Raw genomic sequence first — 15,543 nt, forward strand, 5'->3', positions numbered from 1 at the left:
CAATGGAATAAGCAATGAAGAAGATAGCAGTAGGATTTGTCCTTGGACTGGGACTATTAAGTGGCAATGCTCTAGCAGGTGATGTTGCAGCAGGTCAGGCAAAAGCAGCAGTGTGTGCAGCTTGTCACGGTGCTGACGGTATTGCGGTGATCCCAGGTTACCCAAACCTGAAAGGTCAAAACGAGCAGTACCTTGTTACATCAATTAATGCTTACAAAAACAAGCAACGAAATGGCGGCCTTGCTGCTGTGATGCAGGCTCAGGCTGCAATGTTAAGCGATGCAGATATCGCGAACCTTGCGGCTTACTATGCAAGCCTAAAATAGTTTTACATGTGAATGTGATTTCTAAGCCAGTGCTTGTTAGCGCTGGCTTTTTTCATTGAATGTTTATGATAGCTATTCGATAATGGGCTATTCGTAGAGTTTAAGGGATGAACATGAAAAAGATTGAAGCCATTATCAAGCCATTCAAACTTGATGATGTACGTGAAGCACTGGCTGAAGTGGGTATTACGGGCATGACGGTATCTGAAGTAAAAGGTTTTGGACGTCAAAAAGGCCACACTGAGCTTTACCGTGGTGCAGAGTACATGGTTGATTTTCTTCCAAAAGTAAAACTAGAAATCGTAGTGACTGATGAAGTGGCGGATCAATGTGTTGATACCATCATCGAGACAGCACAGACCGGTAAAATCGGCGATGGTAAAATATTCATTACCGACGTTGAGCGTGTGGTTCGTATCCGCACTGGTGAAGAAGACGAAGACGCCGTTTAAAAAAACATTTACCCTAAAAGGAGCGATTATCGCTCCTTTTTCATTTTTTAGGGCGTGGTGTATGTTGAAGAAAATATTGCTTGGTTTTGTTGTTGGCTCCGCGCTTGTTTTTGCGAGCTTTAAACTGATTTTCAAGATTCCGACTCAACCCAATCTTGTCACTGATTCTCCCACCATCAGCAATGACGTTTATAGCTGCTATCAAAACTCAGCACCACAAGCGCTAGATGTCACCAATGGGTTGAATGTGACGGTATGGAATATCTACAAACAGAATCGTGATAACTGGCGCACGGCCCTTAACGCATTGACCAATGAGAGCCAGTTGGTACTGCTTCAAGAGGCTAGCATGAGCGAAGAGATGCAATCTTGGATAACAAGTGGCTTATGGGGTAGCAATCGCGTCAACGCATTTGAGGCGTTTAATAAAAGCGCTGGGGTGCTAAATCTTGCCTCGCATCTTCCTATTGAGGCTTGCGCTTACACTCATGAAGAGCCTTGGTTACAGTTACCGAAATCGGCACTATGGTCGCGTTATCAATTGAGTAATGGGGAGCAGCTTGCGGTAGTGAACATTCACGCGGTCAACTTTACTCTGGGCACCGAAGACTATGTACAACAGCTATCGGCACTGACATCAATATTGCGAGAGTATCGTGGTCCAATTATCTTTGCTGGAGACTTTAACAGTTGGAGTGAAGCCCGCTTTGAGGCTTTACAGAAAGCTTTGAGTGAGGTTGGTTTAGCTGAAGTTGCGTTTACACCAGATCATCGAACTCAGTTCGTGACTGGGTTAGTGCTGGACCATATCTTCTATCGCGGACTGACCGTAAGAAACGCAAAAGCGCCCGAATCGGACGCTTCTGATCATAACCCTATGCAGGTTACGTTTGATGTTCAGTAATCAGACTGAATTAAGACACTAGAATATACAGCGCCCAGATCAGGTAGTAGCCGACCCAAGGCAGTGCCGAGATTACCAGTGCTTGACCACGTTCAAACTCAGTCCAAGTGAGTACCGCTGCGTAACCTAGTACGATGTACCAAGGCAGCAACAGTGGGAATGAGCTTGCAAACTGTGACCAATCATTGGTTAGTGGCAGCTTAATCAGACCATTAATGCTGTTCAGGTCAGCAGCGTAGTTCATTACCTGACCATGCTTAAGCAGCAGGCTTGCGTAGCTAGCAATATCGCCGATCACGGCTGGGAAGGTGATCACTGCAGAGGCAGCAAACCATTTCCAGTAGCCGTGTTGATGCTGGCTTGGTTTGGTTGCTAGGTTGAACCAGAAAGCTAACATTGCAATAGTCAGCGTACGACCAAAGACATCACTGATGATTTCACTGGCAAGCAGTGTATTGCTATCAAGTAACTCCAATTGATCCGGGTTAGTTTGTGCAAGTTGGCGAGTCAACTCTGCACTTAACCAGGTGAAATCTACGTTAGAAAAATAGGCACCCCAAAATAGAAATGGGCTGAGCATTAAGACAACGTAGGGTTGCCACCCCCAGGCTCCTCGCTGATACAGCGCTAGGAAACACGCGGTTGGAGAACGGAAAATATCCAACAGCATTACGAGTGGGTTACTTGACGGGTTCATACACTTACCTTAGTTACATCAACATACAGCTTGAGCTTTTGGCCTGGCTGCAAGTACTTCTTGTTTTGCAAAGTGTTCCATTTTACAACATCCGAAGTTTTTACTTTGAACTTTGATGCAATACCGCTGACTGTGTCACCAGATTTTACGCTGTAGTAGACAGTTCGGATGATTGCGCCATCAGAACTGTTCTTCCAAATGACTAGATTTTGACCAATGCGCAGTGTGTCTCGTGGCCCCATGCCATTCCATTTAGCAAGAGACTGATGAGAGACTTTATTGGCACGTGCAATCGTCCATAGGCTATCGCCACTTTTTACAGTGTGGGTCAGTTTGTATTGTCCACGGCTTTTCGATTGTGTATTGGCCAAGCGGTTAGAGGCGCTTAGGGCATAGACTTTGTCATCTTTGGTTGATGATGGGATCATTAGGTGCTGACCGACGCGGATGTTGTTGTTGGACATCCCATTGGCACTGCGAATGACTTTGCTGGTGGTGTTGTAACGCTGAGCAAGTACGCTGATGCTATCGCCTGACTTCACCTTATAGCGCACAAGCTTCATGCCTTTACCCTTGTTCGCAGCCACTTCTTTGTTGAACTGTTCAACCGAATTGATTGGAAGAAGGAGTTGTTGATGTTTCTCCGGCGCAGTTGCCCATTGGTTGTAAGCAGGGTTGTAGCTTTGTAGCTCTTTTACAGGGATGCCCGCGTAGTTGGCCGCAATCGCTAGATCAAGCTGCTCTTGAGGGTTCACTAGCTTAAGAACGGGTTTGTTGGCAATAGGTGGAATGTCGATGCCGTACTTTTCTTGGTTGGCAATCACATCTGCTAGAGCCAGCAGTTTTGGCACATAGCCGCTGGTCTCTTTCGGAAGGTCGAGAGAGAAAAAATCTGTCGGCTTACCCAACTTTTTGTTCTTACGGATCGCGCTATTTACGCGACCACCACCGCTATTATAAGCAGCAATAGCGTGGCTCCAATCACCATCAAAGCGCTTATTTAGTGATTCTAAGTACTCAAGAGCTGCATCAGTTGACGCTGCAACATCACGGCGGCCGTCGTACCAGAAGTTTTGCTCCAGACCATAGTATTTTCCGGTACCTGGGATGAATTGCCACAAACCTGCAGCACTACCATGAGAGTAGGCAAACGCGTCAAATGAGCTCTCTACGACCGGGAGTAGAGCGAGCTCAAGCGGTAGACCTTTCTTTTCAATCTTCTCAGTGATCAAGTAGAGGAAAGGTTCAGCTCGTTTCGATACGGTTTTTAGATGGTTAGGATGCTTCAGATACCAAGTGCGGTAGTAGTCGACTTTTTTGTGGTTAGGTACATCCATTTCAAGTTGCATCGCAATGCGTTTCCAAACATCTTGTTGTGTTTGTGGAGTAACGACAGGTGCTTCAACTTTCGGTTGTTCTTTTTCTGCTTTGGATACGGAAACTTCTGATTGAGAAATCTCTTTCGCAGGAGAGGTGTTGGTTTGCTCGGAAGCTTGGTCTTGATTATCTGGCTGAGTTAATTGGCAACCAGAAAGTAGTAATACCAAAGCCCAGCTGTACTTAACTCGCATGTTACAGCCTTTTTTTTAAACGGCTGCTGATAATACTTGTCACTCCCTATGAGTGACAAGTCTCTAATTGTTAAAATTCGTTCTTCCACGCACGTAGCGCTGTAAATACTGAAAGTGCATCCGTTTGTTCAGTTCGATTAGACACTGATTTAATTACACTTGGTTCGCTGTAGCGAAGGAATGGGTTGATCCACTTCTCTAAACGTAAATTTGTCGGAATGGTCGACTTATTTTGTGCGCGTAAACGGTTCACGTCGTCGCGGTACTGCTGAAGTTGCATATTGTCAGGTTCAACCGCAAGGGCAAACGCGATATTAGCTGCTGTGTACTCATGGGCGCAGTAGACCTCAGTCTCTTGAGGCAGTGCAGTAATCTTATTTAAGGCGTCAAACATCTGCTTTGGCGTGCCTTCCATGATACGACCACAACCAGCAGAGAAGAGTACATCACCACAGAATAACTTACCGTCGCCCACATAACCGATGTGGCCTGCAGTATGGCCACTTAAGCCAATTACTAAGAACACTTCGCCGAACAGTTCTAACTGGTCACCATCGTCGACTGGATGAGTTAAGGTTGGGATAGGCTCGTTTTTAGGGCCAACAACATCAATGGTTGGGAATTGTCTTACTAACTCTGGAACGCCACCGATGTGATCGTTGTGGTGGTGCGTAATTAAGATTGCATCTAAAGTTAGCTCATGGCGCTCTAAGTATTCAAGCACTGGAGCCGCATCACCAGGATCGACAACAGCACAACGACGATCGCTATTTTCAATCAGCCAGATGTAATTGTCATTGAATGCAGGTATGCTTTTGATATGTAACATTATTGGTTCTCCAGTCACTTTTAGTGCGACAGAATAAGTGAGACAGATTATTGATGAAGCCAGCACGCAGCCGTAAGAAATTTGAGCGACCTTATACTTGGGAACAATTACACAATGGCCCTTGGCTCCGCGAGTCTATTCAAACTCGTCTGGATGAATGGTGCCCTAAGCTGTTTGGCTATCATATGCTCAAGCTCGGCGGTCTCAGTTGCGAGATATCCAGCTGCACATGCAATATTCAACATCAAGTAAATCTAGATATCCAGAACCCTTTACACAATGTGATTGCAGATGACTATAATTTGCCCTTCTTAGAGAAGAGTTTTGATGTTGTCGTCCTCAGTCATCAGTTAGATTATAGCAACGACCCTCACCGCATGTTGCGGGAAGTCGATAGAGTGATGATGGATGATGGTTATCTGATTGTCACTGGGTTCAATCCATTCAGCTTTACAGGGCTCGCAAGCTTATTGCCTTGGCGCAAGAACAGTCTACCTTGGAGCGGCAGAATGTACACGCCAAACCGAGTTAAAGATTGGTTGGGTGTCCTTAATTATCAAGTCATTCATTGCGATACCTATGCGTTATTCCCAATGAGCCGCTATCGTGCGTTTTGGACATGGCTCGAAAACAGCCTCGGCAGCTGGGCTTCGGTAGCGGGTAGCCAGTACTTTATTGTGGCGCGCAAACGCACATACCCAATTAAGCCGATTAAACCTCACTGGCACCTTAAACGACGTTTTTCTCCGGTCAGTGCAAGCTTCAGAGCTGGAGTTCGCAGTACTTCTCTTGAATCGTCTTCATTATCCAACTGTAATAAAAAAGCCGACTGATGGTCGGCTTTGTCACGTTTACGTTTTGTTGGCTCTTAGTGCAGTCAGATAATGTCTCAGAATGAACGACTAATCGAGTTAACGAGCTTGTTCAAGAAGCTTAGCTCGCTTGGTACCCCGTATCTTCTTCAGTCGGGTTTTCTGCAGCGGTGCGCGCTAGCTCATCACACATCTCATTCTCGCGATGACCGGCATGGCCTTTAACCCAGCGCCAGTCTACTTGATGACGTGCCGTCTCTTTATCGAGGAGTTGCCAAAGGTCGGCATTTTTTACCGGCTTTTTATCAGCCGTTTTCCAGCCGCGTTTTTTCCAGTTATGAATCCATTGGGTGATGCCTTGGCGAACGTATTGGCTGTCGGTAGTCAGGATAACAGCACAAGGCTCTTTCAAGGTTTGCAGAGCGACAACTGCAGCCATCATCTCCATTCGGTTATTCGTCGTTAACGAATAGCCCTTTGCGAGAGTTTTTTCAGTCTGCTTATAACGGAGTACAATCCCATAGCCACCAGGGCCCGGATTTCCGAGACACGAACCATCAGTGAAAATTTCAACTTGTTTCGTCATGATTTGATACTATTACCTCAAGCACATTATCGGCATAGTCTGACACAGTTATCCTTATGAATACCAGTAACAATTCTGAACACCACTCAAACGCTGAAAATAAGCGTATCGTTGTACTCGATACCGAAACCACGGGTATGAACACCGAGGGTGGACCGCATTACCTAGGGCACCGCATTGTCGAGATCGGTGCGGTAGAGATCATTAATCGCAAACTGACTGGACGTCATTTCCACGTCTACATCAAGCCCGATCGTGCGATTCAAGAAGAGGCAATTGGCGTTCACGGTATTACCGATGAGTTCTTGGTTGATAAACCTGAATACCAAGATGTTCACAAAGAGTTTCTAGAGTTCATTAAAGACGCAGAACTGGTCGCGCACAATGCGCCCTTCGATACCGGCTTTATGGACTACGAGTTTGAGAAACTCGACCCAAGTATAGGCAAGACCGACGATTACTGTAAGGTCACCGATACCCTTGCCATGGCGAAGAAGATCTTCCCAGGTAAGCGTAATAACCTCGATATTCTCTGTGAACGATACGGTATTGATAACTCTCACCGAACGCTCCACGGGGCTTTGCTCGATGCGGAGATCCTAGCCGACGTTTACTTATTAATGACAGGTGGACAAACCTCACTGCAATTCAATGCGGGTCAGCAAGAAGGTGCAGCTGAAGGGATCCGTCGTGTCGAAAGTGGACGAAAATCGCTAAAGGTTTTGCGTGCAACGGCCGATGAATTAGAAGCGCATAAAAATCGTTTAGATCTCGTCGAGGAGAGTGGAAGCTGCCTCTGGCGTCAGTAGGGAGAGAGTATGTTTAAGGCATTGGCTTGGAGTTGCTTGTTACTTATTAGTATCGGAGTACAGGCGGCAACAGAGTCCTCAATTCGACTCTTGGATAACCGCTTTAGAGTAGATCCAAGTATTGAACAGATTACATTTGTTATCTATCGAGCCGACAATTCTCAACCTGTAGTATTGGTGCGTCCGGATGGTAAAAAATACTATTCGTGGCGCAACGCAGACAATGTTCGTTGGTACCAAGAGTCATCGATGGACATTGTTTCTATTGATCACCCTATGCCGGGGCCTTGGCAGGCAGTAGGGAAAGTCTCCCCGAAGAACAACATTAAGTTGCTGTCTCACCTGGTGCTTGATGCAAAGCAGTTCCCAGACAAACTCTATCAAACCGAGGTTCTGAAATTCACGGCTCGTCTGACTTCCGATGGCAAACCTCTAGTGCTTCGTGATTTTCTGGATAGGGTTAACCTCAAGGTGACATTTACCAAATACATTGAAAACGAAGATGCCTTGGTTCGAGAAGCTCGCCCTGTGCCAGTCATCATGGGTGAATTTGCCGATAACGGTGAAGACCTTGATGAGAAAGCAGGTGATGGCGTGTTCACTGTTGCATTACCGATTGATATTGAACCGGGTAAGTATCGCGCTCGAATCACATCTGGAAACGGGGTATTCCTTCGAGCTCAGGAGCAGCAAGTCCTTGTTTATCCGTCACCAATCTCAACCACATTTATTCAGTCTCGCAAAGAGGGATCGCCTCACACGATTATTGTATCCGGCGAACAGGGCATGATTGCACCAAGCTCGTTGGCCACTCATGTCGAGCACACTGCGCCAGACGAGTATGTCTCTTATCAGCAAGGACAAGCCGCGACTGACGGTATGAAGGTTTCGATGGAGGTTCCTTACGTTGGTGAACTGGGAATTTACTCTTGGTCTGGACGTGTATTTGCAACAGACGCTTCAAGCCAACGTGCGCTGATGTTCCCAATCAAACAACAAACTTACAGTGTTGTTGAAGATATCGATTTAGCGGAGTCTCGTCGCCTACAGGAAGAGGCTTTAGCTGAGCAAAAACGTATTGCTGCTGAGCAGTTGTTGTTGAAGCAGCGCGAAGAAGAGCGGCAACGCAGCATGATTATTATCGGTGTTGGTAATGTTGTGGCTATTCTACTTGGCCTTCTGATCTGGTTTGTCGTTCGTAAAATTAGAGCCAAGAAGCAAGCGCAACCTGAGATGCAGTTATCTGTACCTAAGTCTTAGTTTGTATAAGCCTAAAACCGCTTTGTGGTGTTATTGCTGCAACAAGATGGCGTGGTGATGATTGCAGCTATTGGGTGGCTTCTGTTTGTTAGCGCTCAAACCAGTTGAGCTGGTGGGGAATTCCAAGCTGATTAATACCTCCTCTGATAGCTCTTCAATGTGCCAAAATTAAGTATAAAAAAACGGGACTCAATGAGTCCCGTTTCGCTTCTAATATCAACTGTGCTAACTAAGCAACATTAACCCTATGCAACGTTATCAATCGATGTCTCTGGGTACTGAGGCTTTGCTGCTAGCTCCTCAGGAGCGAAGTCATCAACGTTGATAGTGTACAGACGATGTTCTTCAGCACTCTTCAGTAGAGCCGCCTCTTCGTTAGTTAAGATACCTTTGTCTAAACCAATCTCAGCCACTAGGTCTAAGCGTAGGAATGGACGTCGCTGACTCGTTTCTTTACACACTTTATCAAACAACGGTTCAGCCTCTAGAATCACTTCTAGTGCACGCTCAATCTTACCGACCGCGTTGTGTTCAGTTGGTGCAAGGAATTGTCCGCGACCAAGGCGAGAGCGAGTTGCGCTTGGAGTTTGGATGATTTGAGCCACTTGGCTATCTAGCTTGTCACTTGGAGCACGGCGAATACGGCCAAATGGCAACAAGATAACACGCAGTAGACGACCGACAACTGGGTTAGGGAAGTTCGCTAGGAACTCATCAATAGCAACTTCTGTTTGACGAAGGCTGTCTTGCATACCCCAGTGAACCAAAGCCAGATCTTCTTTATTGCTTCCTTCACTTTCAAAGCGTTTTAGAGTCGCTGAGCCAAGGTATAGCTGACTCAAAATGTCACCTAGACGAGCAGATAAACGCTCTCTACGTTTCAGTGAACCACCCAGTACCGCCATCGAGATATCAGACAGAAGTGCTAAGTTGGCACTGTAGCGATTCAGTTGCTGGTAGTAACGCTTAGTATCTTTATCTAATGGTGTGCTTGAACCGCGACCATCAGTCAAACCAAACCATAGGCTGCGTACTAGGTTACTCATAGTGAAGCTAACATGCCCTGCCAGTGCGCTATCGAACTTATCGAGTGCATCACTGCTTTCAGAGTAGGCGGCATTCATCTCTTCCAGTACATAAGGATGACAACGGATAGCACCTTGACCATAGATGATCATAGAGCGAGTTAGGATGTTGGCACCTTCTACGGTGATCGCAATTGGCGAACCTTGGTAACCACGAGCTAAGAAGTTCGATGGGCCTAAGCAGATGCCTTTACCGCCTACGATGTCCATTGCATCAATGATGCTGCGTTGGCCACGGTGAGTACAGTGGTACTTAACGATAGCTGAGATAACCGAAGGCTTTTCACCTAGGTCGATACCTGCAACGGTTAGGTTGCTTGCTGCATCCATGACGTAGGCGTTACCCGCCAAGCGTGCCAACGGCTCTTCGACACCTTCCATACGACCTATAGGTTGTTTGAATTGGCGACGGATACGTGCATAAGCACCGGTTGCTAGAGCTGCCGTTTTCAGGCCACCTGTTGAGTTTGACGGTAGTGTGATGCCACGTCCCACCGAAAGACACTCAACCAGCATACGCCAGCCTTGGCCTGCCATTTTCTGTCCACCAATGATGAAATCCATTGGAACGAACAGGTCTTGAGCTTGAGTTGGTCCATTCTGGAATGGAACGTTCAATGGGAAGTGACGATTACCAATCTCAACACCTGGAAGGTCGGTTGGGATAAGTGCACAGGTAATGCCAAGGTCTTGTGTGTCACCGAGCAAGCCGTCAGGGTCGCGCAGTTTGAATGCTAAGCCAAGAACTGTTGCCACAGGTGCTAGAGTGATGTAGCGCTTGTTCCATGTTAGGCGCATACCCAGTACTTCTTCACCTTGCCATTCCCCTTTGCATACGATGCCGTAATCAGGAATTGAGCCAGCGTCTGAACCTGCCTCTGGGCTAGTCAGGGCGAAACAAGGGATCTCTTTACCTTCCGCTAGGCGAGGTAAGTAGTGATTCTTTTGCTCTTCAGTACCATAGTGCTGTAGCAATTCACCCGGACCTAAAGAGTTAGGTACGCCTACGGTTGATGATAGAACGCTAGAAACACCAGTCAGCTTTTGTAGTACCAGTGATTGTGCGTAAGCTGAGAACTCTAAGCCACCGTATTTCTTCTTGATGATCATCGCGAAGAATTTTTCATCTTTCAGATATTGCCAAACTTCCGGTGGCAGATCTGCAAGCTCATGCGTGACTTGGTAATCACTCACCATCTCACACACAGTATTTACTGGGCCGTCTAAGAAAGCTTGTTCTTCTGCGGATAGTTTAGGGTCTGCGATATTCTGCAGCTTCTTCCAATCTGGTTTGCCTTTAAACAGCTCTGCTTCCCACCAAACTGTACCCGCTTCCAGTGCCTCTTTTTCTGTTTGAGACATCGCTGGTAGCACTTTCTTAAAGACGGTCAGTGCTTTTTGGCTAATGAGTGTTTGTCTAATTGCTGGAATAGCAAAAATAGCGACAGCAAGTAGGTAGCTCAGCCAACCCGTCATGCCGACATCCGCGGCGAAGGTCAGAGCAAACATAGTGGCAGTTAATGCCACGAGTGCACGAGTGATGGTGACTCGATGGTACAGGCAGACACTTAGTACGATGGTCATGCACAGTAGAGAGAGCAGTATGTTCATGATCGATTTCCTTTTCAGAGATCACTTATAGTTTTGATTTAGGTAAGAGGTCTAACCAGTTAAGTGTAAACAAAGTATTAAATATTTGTAAAACTCTAATTTGAGCAAAAAGTGATCTCTGTAGAGTTAAAGTTCTAATTGTGAGAGGTGTGTGGTGAATAAATGTGCGAATTGAAACCAGAACAACAATAAAGGTGGCAATCTTTAGGCTTAACTGTCGACACTCTTAAATGTTTGTGGGTAAACTCAAGTAAAAGGGGGAAACAACCTCCATTCTCATTTCGCGTATGCTTAAGTGACGCACATACATATAAGAGATAAGCCTTATGTACCAAGACCTAATCAAAAGTGAATTAAACGAAGCTGCTGAGGTTCTGAACAAGTTTTTAAGTGATGATCACAACATCGCGCAAATTGAAGCAGCCGCTAAGATGATTGCTGATTCTTTCAAACAAGAGGGTAAAGTACTTTCTTGTGGTAACGGTGGTTCACACTGTGACGCTATGCACTTTGCGGAAGAGCTAACAGGTCGCTACCGTGAAAACCGTCCAGGTTATGCAGGCATCGCTATTTCTGACCCAAGCCACCTTTCTTGCGTAAGCAACGACTTTGGTTACGATTTCGTTTTCTCTCGCTACGTTGAAGCGGTTGGCCGTAAGGGGGACGTGTTATTCGGTCTATCAACATCTGGTAACTCAGGAAACATCCTGAAAGCAATTGAAGCAGCGCAAGCGAAAGGCATGAAGACAATTGCTTTAACGGGTAAAGATGGCGGTAAAATGGCAGGCTGCGCGGATATTGAAATCCGAGTTCCGCACTTTGGCTACGCTGACCGTATCCAGGAAATTCATATCAAGATTATTCACATCATCATTCAACTTGTTGAAAAAGAGATGGAATAAAAAGTAACAATAGATTGGAGCTCTTTAAGTTGAGCTCCATGTTTGGTTGAAGAGGGAGTAGGTTTAACCATGTGTGAATTGCTCGGCATGAGCGCTAATGTGCCAACGGATATTTGTTTTAGTTTTACTGGCTTGATGCAACGTGGCGGTAAAACTGGCCCACACCGAGATGGTTGGGGCATTACCTTCTATGAAGGAAAAGGCTTTCGTACTTTTAAGGATCCGAATCCAAGCTGCGAGTCAAAGATCGCAGAGCTGGTTCAAAACTATCCAATTAAAAGCTGTGCTGTTGTCAGTCATATCCGTCAAGCAAATCGTGGTGGTGTTAACCTAGAAAATACTCATCCTTTTACTCGCGAGTTATGGGGTAAGTACTGGACCTTTGCTCACAATGGTCAGTTAACCGACTATGATGACCTTGAAAGCGGCCGTTTTCGCCCGGTTGGTCAGACAGACAGTGAGCTATCGTTTTGCTGGCTACTTAAGCAGTTAGAAGACCGTTTTCCTGAGCCTCCTCAAGATATGATGGGGATGTTCCGCTTTGTTGCTGAGTGCTGTGACAAGCTGCGTGAAAAGGGCGTATTCAATATGCTGCTGAGTGATGGCGAGTATGTGATGACGTACTGTACCAATCACCTTTACTGGATCACACGACGCGCTCCGTTTGGTAAAGCGAGCCTGATTGATGAAGATGTAGAGATCAATTTTCAGGAAGAGACCACGCCGAATGATGTTGTGAGTGTGGTAGCAACACAGCCATTAACGGACAACGAAGAGTGGGCGCGAATGAAACCAGGCGAGTTTGCACTGTTCCATTTCGGTGAGTTGATTGAGTCTAACCATCAAGCTTTAGCTGATGTGGCTTACGCTCCTAAAAAGGTGGCGAGCCAAGCTCCAACCGAACCCTTAGAGTAAGCGTTATACTAAGCTCAAAACAATAAAGGCCGCAATGCGGCCTTTTTAGTATTGTTTATTGGCTATAAACACGTTTCTAGTCTTGTGCGTAGCCATGTTTGCCAAGCGTGTTTCCATCGAGCTCAGCACAACCCTCTTTCATCACTAATCTATCATCACAGAACCACTGACACACCAATGGGTAGATTTGGTGCTCTTGTGTCAGTACTCGGCTTGCCAATTCGTCAGCATCGTCTTCTGCAAAAACAGGCACCTTAGCTTGTAAGATCACTGGTCCACCGTCTAGCTCTTCCGTGACAAAGTGAACACTGGTTCCGTGCTCTTTGTCTTTGGCATCAATGGCTCTTTGGTGTGTGTGCAGCCCTGGATACTTCGGCAGTAGTGAAGGGTGAATGTTGATCATTTTTCCTAAGTAATGACGAACAAAATCAGCACTCAGAATACGCATATAGCCAGCGAGAACAATTAAGTCAGGTTGATAGGCATCGATCTGTTGCATTAGCTCGCGATCGAACGCTTCTCTTGATTCGAATGATTTTGGATCAAGAGAGTGTGCTGGGACTTCTGAAGTACGTGCACGCTCTAAGCCATATGCCTCTGCTTTATTTGAGAAAACAGCTTTGATAGAAGCATTAATGTGCTGGTTCTGACAAGCATCAAGGATTGCTTGGAGGTTGCTTCCGCTTCCGGAGATCAAAACGACGATGTTTTTCTGAGGGGCATTATTTTTCATAGAGGTATCAAACGCGATGAGTGAGAGTAAATAACAATTTACCTACATATTTTAAGGTTTTCTGGGGCGTAAATAGCAGAATGAGGACCTAAAGTCCTCATTCTTAATCGTGCGAGTTAGCAATCAAGCTTAGTTGATTTCAACTTGCTCTTCACCTTCAGCGGCTTGTGCGATTTCACCAATCACCCAAGCGTTCTCGCCTTCAGCTTTTAGCAGCTCAACAGCCGCTTCAGCTTGCTCTTTTGGAAGAGCAACGACTAGGCCAACACCACAGTTGAAAGTGCGGTACATTTCAAATGTCTCCACGTTACCTTTCTCTTGTAGCCAGTTGAAGATAGCTGGCCATTCCCAGCTGTTGCCGTCGATGACTGCCTTTGTTCCTTCTGGAAGTACGCGTGGGATGTTTTCCCAGAAACCACCACCTGTGATGTGCGAGATAGCATGAATATCATGCTCTGCAATCATCTTAAGTGCTGACTTGATGTAAATCTTAGTTGGTTCTAGTAGGTGTTCACCAATGGTGCGACCTTCTAGCTCTTCGTTCTTATCTGCACCAGATACTTCTAGTACTTTACGAATCAAAGAGTAACCATTTGAATGTGGGCCGCTTGAGCCTACAGCGATAAGCGCATCACCCGCCGCAACTTTAGTGCCGTCGATGATGTCTGCTTTTTCAACAACACCAACACAGAAACCAGCTACGTCGTAGTCTTCGCCTTCGTACATGCCAGGCATTTCAGCAGTTTCACCACCGATAAGCGCACAGCCTGATTGCACACAACCTTCAGCGATACCAGAAACTACGTCTGCTGCGGTATCAACGTCTAGTTTGCCTGTTGCGTAGTAGTCTAGGAAGAATAGAGGTTCTGCACCTTGAACGATAAGGTCGTTCACACACATTGCCACTAGGTCGATACCTATGGTGTCGTGTTTTTTCATATCCAAAGCAAGGCGAAGCTTAGTACCTACACCATCTGTACCTGAAACCAGTACAGGCTCTTTGTATTTAGTTGGTAGTTCACATAGGGCGCCAAAGCCACCAATGCCACCCATTACTTCTGGGCGACGAGTGCGTTTTACAGCACCTTTAATACGATCTACTAGTGCGTTACCTGCATCGATATCAACACCAGCGTCTTTGTAGCTTAGAGAAGAATTATTACCGCTCACGGGATAGTCCTCGGTCTTAAGTTGGATGTGAAAACGGCGCTATTCTAACAGGGCTTGCTAAATAAGAGCAAACGTTTGCGTGATTTTTTTGCCAAATAAACATACTGAAAATGTGATAAAAACGATGTATAATCTGTGGGTTTATTTAAATATTGCCGGAGTTGGAAATGAAAGTTGTTGAAGTAAAACACCCGCTAGTTAAGCACAAGATTGGCCTGATGCGTGAAGGCGAAATCAGCACGAAGCGTTTTCGTGAACTAGCAACAGAGGTGGGTAGCCTTCTAACATATGAAGCGACAGCAGATTTCGAAACTGAGCGTGTAGAGATCAACGGCTGGAATGGTCCAGTAGAAGTTGACCAAATTAAAGGTAAGAAAGTAACAGTTGTGCCAATCCTACGTGCTGGTCTTGGCATGATGGACGGTGTACTAGAGCATATTCCAAGTGCACGTATCAGTGTAGTTGGTATCTACCGTGATGAAGAAACACTTGAGCCTGTGCCATACTTCAACAAGCTAGCGTCTAACATCGATGAGCGTATTGCTCTTGTTGTTGACCCAATGCTAGCAACGGGTGGCTCAATGATCGCAACTATCGATCTTATGAAAGAGAAAGGTTGTAAGCACTTTAAGATTCTTGTTCTTGTAGCTGCGCCAGAAGGTATTGCAGCACTTGAGAAAGCACACCCAGATGTAGAGCTTTACACTGCGGCAATCGATAAGAAGCTAAATGACAAGGGCTACATTGTTCCTGGTCTAGGTGATGCTGGCGATAAGATCTTCGGTACTAAGTAATTCGGTTGGTTGTAGCGATATTTGCTATGACCAACAATGAAAAAAGGGAGCGTATCATCCGATACGCTCCCTTTTTGTTTGTTCTCG

The 15,543-nt window shown here is 46.0% G+C and carries 16 protein-coding genes; 9 read left to right on the plus strand and 7 right to left on the minus strand.

All coding sequences use genetic code 11. The annotated features are described in order from the left end of the window. Positions 1-14 precede the first annotated feature (14 nt). The 3 genes from VFDL14_RS09500 (at position 15) to VFDL14_RS09490 (ending at position 1,682) form a co-directional block, all read left to right on the plus strand. Positions 15-326, plus strand: a complete 312-nt coding sequence (locus VFDL14_RS09500) for a c-type cytochrome (RefSeq protein ID WP_032551714.1) — start codon at positions 15-17, stop codon at positions 324-326. Between the two features lie 113 nt (positions 327-439). Next, positions 440-778 (plus strand): nitrogen regulatory protein P-II, encoded by a 339-nt coding sequence (gene glnB, locus VFDL14_RS09495; protein ID WP_004738609.1) that lies wholly within the window; start codon positions 440-442, stop codon positions 776-778. A 61-nt stretch (positions 779-839) separates the two neighbouring features. Further along, positions 840-1,682: an endonuclease/exonuclease/phosphatase family protein gene (locus VFDL14_RS09490; protein WP_032551715.1), complete on the plus strand. Its 843-nt coding sequence runs from the start codon at positions 840-842 to the stop codon at positions 1,680-1,682. Between the two features lie 10 nt (positions 1,683-1,692). On the opposite strand, the gene VFDL14_RS09485 is transcribed toward VFDL14_RS09490, so the two are convergent. From VFDL14_RS09485 to gloB, 3 genes are all read right to left on the minus strand, one after another. Then, a complete protein-coding gene (locus VFDL14_RS09485) occupies positions 1,693-2,379 on the minus strand; it encodes a YIP1 family protein (protein ID WP_032551716.1) in 687 nt (228 codons plus the stop codon). After that, positions 2,376-3,950, minus strand: a complete 1,575-nt coding sequence (locus tag VFDL14_RS09480; RefSeq protein WP_032551717.1) for a LysM peptidoglycan-binding domain-containing protein — start codon at positions 3,948-3,950, stop codon at positions 2,376-2,378. Before VFDL14_RS09480 ends, VFDL14_RS09485 begins: the two co-directional genes overlap by 4 nt. Positions 3,951-4,020: 70 nt before the next feature. Next, complete coding sequence (gene gloB, locus VFDL14_RS09475; protein ID WP_032551718.1) at positions 4,021-4,779, minus strand: hydroxyacylglutathione hydrolase; 759 nt, start codon at positions 4,777-4,779, stop codon at positions 4,021-4,023. Positions 4,780-4,832: 53 nt separating this feature from the next. Here gloB and VFDL14_RS09470 point away from each other — a divergent pair, with 53 nt between their 5' ends. Beyond that, entirely contained in the window at positions 4,833-5,612 is a 780-nt protein-coding gene (locus tag VFDL14_RS09470) for a class I SAM-dependent methyltransferase (protein ID WP_032551719.1), read from the plus strand. Between the two features lie 100 nt (positions 5,613-5,712). Here VFDL14_RS09470 and rnhA read toward each other — a convergent pair whose 3' ends face one another. Further along, on the minus strand, positions 5,713-6,177 hold the full coding sequence (gene rnhA / locus VFDL14_RS09465; protein ID WP_032551720.1) for a ribonuclease HI: 465 nt from the start codon (positions 6,175-6,177) through the stop codon (positions 5,713-5,715). 56 nt (positions 6,178-6,233) lie between these two features. On the opposite strand from rnhA, the gene dnaQ reads away from it, so the two are divergent. Together dnaQ and VFDL14_RS09455 are read left to right on the plus strand one after the other, a co-directional pair. Continuing rightward, positions 6,234-6,986, plus strand: a complete 753-nt coding sequence (gene dnaQ / locus VFDL14_RS09460) for a DNA polymerase III subunit epsilon (protein WP_032551721.1) — start codon at positions 6,234-6,236, stop codon at positions 6,984-6,986. A 9-nt stretch (positions 6,987-6,995) separates the two neighbouring features. Continuing rightward, complete coding sequence (locus VFDL14_RS09455) at positions 6,996-8,246, plus strand: TIGR03503 family protein (RefSeq protein WP_032551722.1); 1,251 nt, start codon at positions 6,996-6,998, stop codon at positions 8,244-8,246. A 245-nt stretch (positions 8,247-8,491) separates the two neighbouring features. On the opposite strand, the gene fadE is transcribed toward VFDL14_RS09455, so the two are convergent. Then, positions 8,492-10,942 carry an acyl-CoA dehydrogenase FadE gene (gene fadE / locus VFDL14_RS09450; RefSeq protein ID WP_032551723.1) on the minus strand — a complete coding sequence of 817 codons (2,451 nt, stop codon included), beginning with the start codon at positions 10,940-10,942 and terminating at the stop codon, positions 8,492-8,494. A 326-nt stretch (positions 10,943-11,268) separates the two neighbouring features. Here fadE and lpcA point away from each other — a divergent pair, with 326 nt between their 5' ends. Together lpcA and VFDL14_RS09440 are read left to right on the plus strand one after the other, a co-directional pair. After that, complete coding sequence (gene lpcA, locus VFDL14_RS09445) at positions 11,269-11,844, plus strand: D-sedoheptulose 7-phosphate isomerase (protein ID WP_032551724.1); 576 nt, start codon at positions 11,269-11,271, stop codon at positions 11,842-11,844. A gap of 69 nt (positions 11,845-11,913) precedes the next feature. After that, positions 11,914-12,759, plus strand: a complete 846-nt coding sequence (locus VFDL14_RS09440) for a class II glutamine amidotransferase (RefSeq protein WP_032551725.1) — start codon at positions 11,914-11,916, stop codon at positions 12,757-12,759. A 76-nt stretch (positions 12,760-12,835) separates the two neighbouring features. Here the strand turns inward: VFDL14_RS09440 and purN are convergent, their stop codons facing one another. Both purN and purM read right to left on the minus strand, forming a co-directional pair. Further along, the gene (purN, locus tag VFDL14_RS09435; RefSeq protein WP_032551726.1) at positions 12,836-13,492 is read right to left on the minus strand and encodes a phosphoribosylglycinamide formyltransferase; all 657 of its coding nucleotides are present in this window, start codon (positions 13,490-13,492) and stop codon (positions 12,836-12,838) included. A 129-nt stretch (positions 13,493-13,621) separates the two neighbouring features. Beyond that, on the minus strand, positions 13,622-14,662 hold the full coding sequence (purM, locus tag VFDL14_RS09430) for a phosphoribosylformylglycinamidine cyclo-ligase (protein ID WP_032551727.1): 1,041 nt from the start codon (positions 14,660-14,662) through the stop codon (positions 13,622-13,624). A gap of 167 nt (positions 14,663-14,829) precedes the next feature. Here purM and upp point away from each other — a divergent pair, with 167 nt between their 5' ends. Further along, positions 14,830-15,456: a uracil phosphoribosyltransferase gene (gene upp / locus VFDL14_RS09425; protein WP_032551728.1), complete on the plus strand. Its 627-nt coding sequence runs from the start codon at positions 14,830-14,832 to the stop codon at positions 15,454-15,456. Positions 15,457-15,543 lie beyond the last annotated feature (87 nt).

This window comes from Vibrio fortis (assembly GCF_000695685.1).
In the GTDB taxonomy this organism is placed as follows: Bacteria; Pseudomonadota; Gammaproteobacteria; order Enterobacterales; family Vibrionaceae; genus Vibrio; species Vibrio fortis_A.

Excerpts from the sequence above, each read along its gene's own strand:
- VFDL14_RS09500 (WP_032551714.1), top strand. The coding sequence starts at position 15 with ATGAAGAAGATAGCAGTAGGATTTGTCCTTGGACTGGGACTATTAAGT.
- glnB (WP_004738609.1), top strand. The coding sequence starts at position 440 with ATGAAAAAGATTGAAGCCATTATCAAGCCATTCAAACTTGATGATGTA.
- VFDL14_RS09490 (WP_032551715.1), top strand. The coding sequence starts at position 840 with ATGTTGAAGAAAATATTGCTTGGTTTTGTTGTTGGCTCCGCGCTTGTT.
- VFDL14_RS09485 (WP_032551716.1), bottom strand. The coding sequence starts at position 2,379 with ATGAACCCGTCAAGTAACCCACTCGTAATGCTGTTGGATATTTTCCGT.
- VFDL14_RS09480 (WP_032551717.1), bottom strand. The coding sequence starts at position 3,950 with ATGCGAGTTAAGTACAGCTGGGCTTTGGTATTACTACTTTCTGGTTGC.
- gloB (WP_032551718.1), bottom strand. The coding sequence starts at position 4,779 with ATGTTACATATCAAAAGCATACCTGCATTCAATGACAATTACATCTGG.
- VFDL14_RS09470 (WP_032551719.1), top strand. The coding sequence starts at position 4,833 with ATGAAGCCAGCACGCAGCCGTAAGAAATTTGAGCGACCTTATACTTGG.
- rnhA (WP_032551720.1), bottom strand. The coding sequence starts at position 6,177 with ATGACGAAACAAGTTGAAATTTTCACTGATGGTTCGTGTCTCGGAAAT.
- dnaQ (WP_032551721.1), top strand. The coding sequence starts at position 6,234 with ATGAATACCAGTAACAATTCTGAACACCACTCAAACGCTGAAAATAAG.
- VFDL14_RS09455 (WP_032551722.1), top strand. The coding sequence starts at position 6,996 with ATGTTTAAGGCATTGGCTTGGAGTTGCTTGTTACTTATTAGTATCGGA.
- fadE (WP_032551723.1), bottom strand. The coding sequence starts at position 10,942 with ATGAACATACTGCTCTCTCTACTGTGCATGACCATCGTACTAAGTGTC.
- lpcA (WP_032551724.1), top strand. The coding sequence starts at position 11,269 with ATGTACCAAGACCTAATCAAAAGTGAATTAAACGAAGCTGCTGAGGTT.
- VFDL14_RS09440 (WP_032551725.1), top strand. The coding sequence starts at position 11,914 with ATGTGTGAATTGCTCGGCATGAGCGCTAATGTGCCAACGGATATTTGT.
- purN (WP_032551726.1), bottom strand. The coding sequence starts at position 13,492 with ATGAAAAATAATGCCCCTCAGAAAAACATCGTCGTTTTGATCTCCGGA.
- upp (WP_032551728.1), top strand. The coding sequence starts at position 14,830 with ATGAAAGTTGTTGAAGTAAAACACCCGCTAGTTAAGCACAAGATTGGC.